Origin of the sequence: Streptomyces sp. WM4235, from assembly GCF_001279725.1 — a bacterium.
Lineage (GTDB): Bacteria > Actinomycetota > Actinomycetes > Streptomycetales > Streptomycetaceae > Streptomyces.
This window is the reverse complement of record NZ_LGDE01000129.1, coordinates 1-3,020: the sequence shown is the minus strand read 5'-3', so window position 1 is coordinate 3,020 and position 3,020 is coordinate 1. Positions and strand designations below refer to the sequence as shown.

Genomic DNA, 3,020 nt, shown 5'->3' with positions numbered 1-3,020 from the left:
TTCCCGGGCAATGCCCCCACCACGCTGACAGACGGGGAGCTGCCGCACGCCGCCGACGCCGCCGACGCCCTGGCCTCGGGCCAGGCGAACGAGGTGATCGCCTCCGCACCGGCCGGGCACCGCGAGGCGGCGGCGGACCTCGCCCACCAGGCTTTCGCCGCTGGTCTTGACCGCGTCTTCCTCCTCTCGGCCCTGGCCGCGGCTGTCGGCGCCGTGGCCGTACTGCTCCTGGTCCGTACGGCACCCGGCTCCGGCCGCACCTCCGAGGCCGCAGGCAAGGTATCCACCCCTGCGCGGACGTGACGCCAACGCCGGGACCGGCCGGAACGAGGGCGCAGCCCACGGCTCCGGAACTGGTGGGGGACAGGACGGCGAGGGCGCGGTCGCCGCCCGCGAGCTGCCGGGCTCCGGCGACGGGCTGACGCCACGGCGAAAAGGCCACGGATGCGCTGCGCGAAGTTGTCTGGCGTACTCACACGTTGCGCCGTGAGTCGGTCTTCGTCACCTCACCCGTTCAACGTCGAGAAATTGAAAGAACACCACCGTCTCGTACGTGATCGCGCCGTGTCCCGGTCTCATGTCGGAGGAACCCAAACTTCCGCCGGGCCGGCAGGAATCACTCACGGCAGTCATGACAAAAGGAAGTGCGAAATGGGAAACGTAGTGCTGGTCCACGGTGCTTGGAGTGACGGCTCGATCTGGCAGGAGGTCATAGGCCACCTGCACGAACAGGGCCATCAAGCACTGGCCGTCCAGTTGCCGATGACCTCACTCGCGGACGACATCGCCTGGACCCGTCGGCACATCGACGCGCTGGAAGGACCGGTCACCCTCGTCGGACACTCCTACGGCGGCACCGTCATCTCCGGCGCGGCACTTGAGCATCCCAAGGTCAACTCCTTGGTCTTCGTGGCCGGCTACGTGCCTGGCGAGGGGGAGACCATCGGCATGCTGAGCGACAAGGGTGCCGAGATGCCAGGCCGCGTGGCCTTGCGGTTCGCTGCGGACGGCTGGTCGGACGTGGACCCGGAACTGTTCGGTGACGCACTCGCCCACGACCTGCCGCCCCGCCTTGCCCGGAGCCTGGCCGCCATGCAGAAGCCGACCCATGGAGCCTGCCTGGCAGCCCCGGCCTCTGCGGGCGCCTGGCACGACCTCCCCTGCGGCTACGTGCTCAGCGCCCACGACCGGATCCTCGATCCGCAACTGCAGCGATGGTTCGCCACACGTGCCGGAGCCGTCATCACCGAGCTCCCCAGCAGCCACCTCTCGCCACTGTCGCATCCCGAGGGAGTGGCCGCGGCAATCTCGGCGATGCTTCGGCCCGAAGAGGATTCCGCAAGCTGATCCGAGCTGCGGCCCTGCCCGTCAATTCCCAGCCTGCCGGCTCGGGTCATGTCCGGTCCCGCGCGCCCGAAGCGGTCTGAGCGAGGCGGGGTACGCCGCGCTCAGACCGGCGGCATCGGCGAGATCCGCCGGCAGCCGTACCCGGCCCCGTTCGGGTACTCCGCCGCCGTCGGCACGACCGACGACGGACGGTATCGGCGACTCACCGTGCACCTCCCCGCCACGTACACACAGCGCCTGTTCGACGCACGTGACTCGGGGGCCAGCGACCAGGACATGCGCCGAATCATCGCCGAAGGGTTTAAAGAAGTGTATTTCCAGGACGGCGGCGGTCGCGCTATGGGAGTGTCGACGTGGAAATCAACGACATCGATTACCTCGATCTGGACTGCCAAATAGGAACGGAAAGCGTGACCGCTGAATTCCCGCTGTGACTGAGCGTTTCGGTTGGCGAGTGAGCGCGTGAGTTGGCTATCGGAGCGTATTGTGTCTCAACCGATGATGGAACGTGCGAGTCCTGACGGACGCGGAGTGGACAGTTGTGCGCCCGTTGGTGCCGGTGCCAACCTGGCTGGAGGGTAAGAGGCAACCCGAAATCTGTCATGTTTCCGCCCGCAGCACTCCACGGGGTTGTGGGCGGAAAAGGGGGAGCAGGAAGTCGACGACAACGGTAAGCCCTTCGTTTCATTTCCAACCGGACTTCCCGCACCGTTCTACGACACGTCGGCCCATCAGCTCACCCTGGCCCCCCTGGAGGACGTCGAGGACGCGAGCGTGGTTACGCTCGCGTCCTCGACGGAAGACACCACGAGGTCCGTACGCCCTGGAGGCGCACGGTGAACGGCCTCGCCCACCGATTTCGAATGCTCCTGGTACAAGCCGGTGCGGTGTTGAGGCGTGCTCAAGGAATCAGCAGCTGACCCAGCTGAGCCCCGCCACGTAGATCGGGTTGTCGGCAGGAGCCCTGACCTGCCGGTACTGGGTCGAGCCCTTCGGGCCCACTCCGTCGGAGTGCACGTGCCCGCCGGAGATCAGCTGGGCCGTCAGCCTCGGACACCTGCCGTCCGCCTTGTCATCCGTCACGTCGGCCCACGCCCACGTCTTGTTGTCGCAGTACCGGATCCAGGCGTGCCCCTCGCTACGGCTCGAATAGAACGCATCACCGCACCCGGAGGGCATGGAAGGCGCGCCTGCCGGTGCCGCCGTCGCCGAGCCGCTCAGTGCCGTAACCGCGAAGAGCACAGCGCCGGTCATCGACGCCCAATGTTTTTTCCGCATGGAAACCAGTCCTTCGTCAGGTCGTCCGGCGGATTTGCCGGCGCGCCCAGCTTGCTGGCGCTCAGTAGCAGGGCAGGCCCAATGGCCGGAACTCGCGGCCCGAAAGACCAGCGGCGCAATCTTGACAGCAACGAGCCGCCACCGGCTGACGTGCGACTGTCAGAGGCGCACAGTACGGTCCCGGCACGGAAGCCGGAATCCGACTGTACGGACGCCCACTTGCCGCACCGGTACCCTGCTCATCTCGCCGAATCAAATACTCAGTCACACCCGCCCATCGACCGCTTCAAGAGCCCGCTGACCGCCGTGGACGACGAGGCCGTGCGCTTGGTCGACGTCCTCCAGGCCCCCCCGGACACCAGCGACGTCACCGACGCCAGCCACCAGGGTGACAT

Annotated in this window: 2 protein-coding genes and 2 pseudogenes; 3 read left to right on the top strand and 1 reads right to left on the bottom strand. The window is 67.1% G+C overall.

All coding sequences use genetic code 11. From position 1 onward, the window contains the following. From ADK55_RS12810 to tpg, 3 genes and pseudogenes are all read left to right on the top strand, one after another. Nucleotides 1-303, top strand: a pseudogene (locus tag ADK55_RS12810) (MFS transporter); the annotation flags it as partial. A gap of 348 nt (nt 304-651) precedes the next feature. Beyond that, a complete protein-coding gene (locus ADK55_RS12805) occupies nt 652-1,347 on the top strand; it encodes an alpha/beta fold hydrolase (protein WP_234350020.1) in 696 nt (231 codons plus the stop codon). Nucleotides 1,348-1,446: 99 nt separating this feature from the next. Further along, nucleotides 1,447-1,781, top strand: a pseudogene (gene tpg / locus ADK55_RS39750) (telomere-protecting terminal protein Tpg); the annotation flags it as partial. A gap of 475 nt (nt 1,782-2,256) precedes the next feature. Here the strand turns inward: tpg and ADK55_RS38520 are convergent. Continuing rightward, nucleotides 2,257-2,430: a hypothetical protein gene (locus tag ADK55_RS38520; RefSeq protein WP_159041373.1), complete on the bottom strand. Its 174-nt coding sequence runs from the start codon at nt 2,428-2,430 to the stop codon at nt 2,257-2,259. Nucleotides 2,431-3,020: the final 590 nt, after the last annotated feature.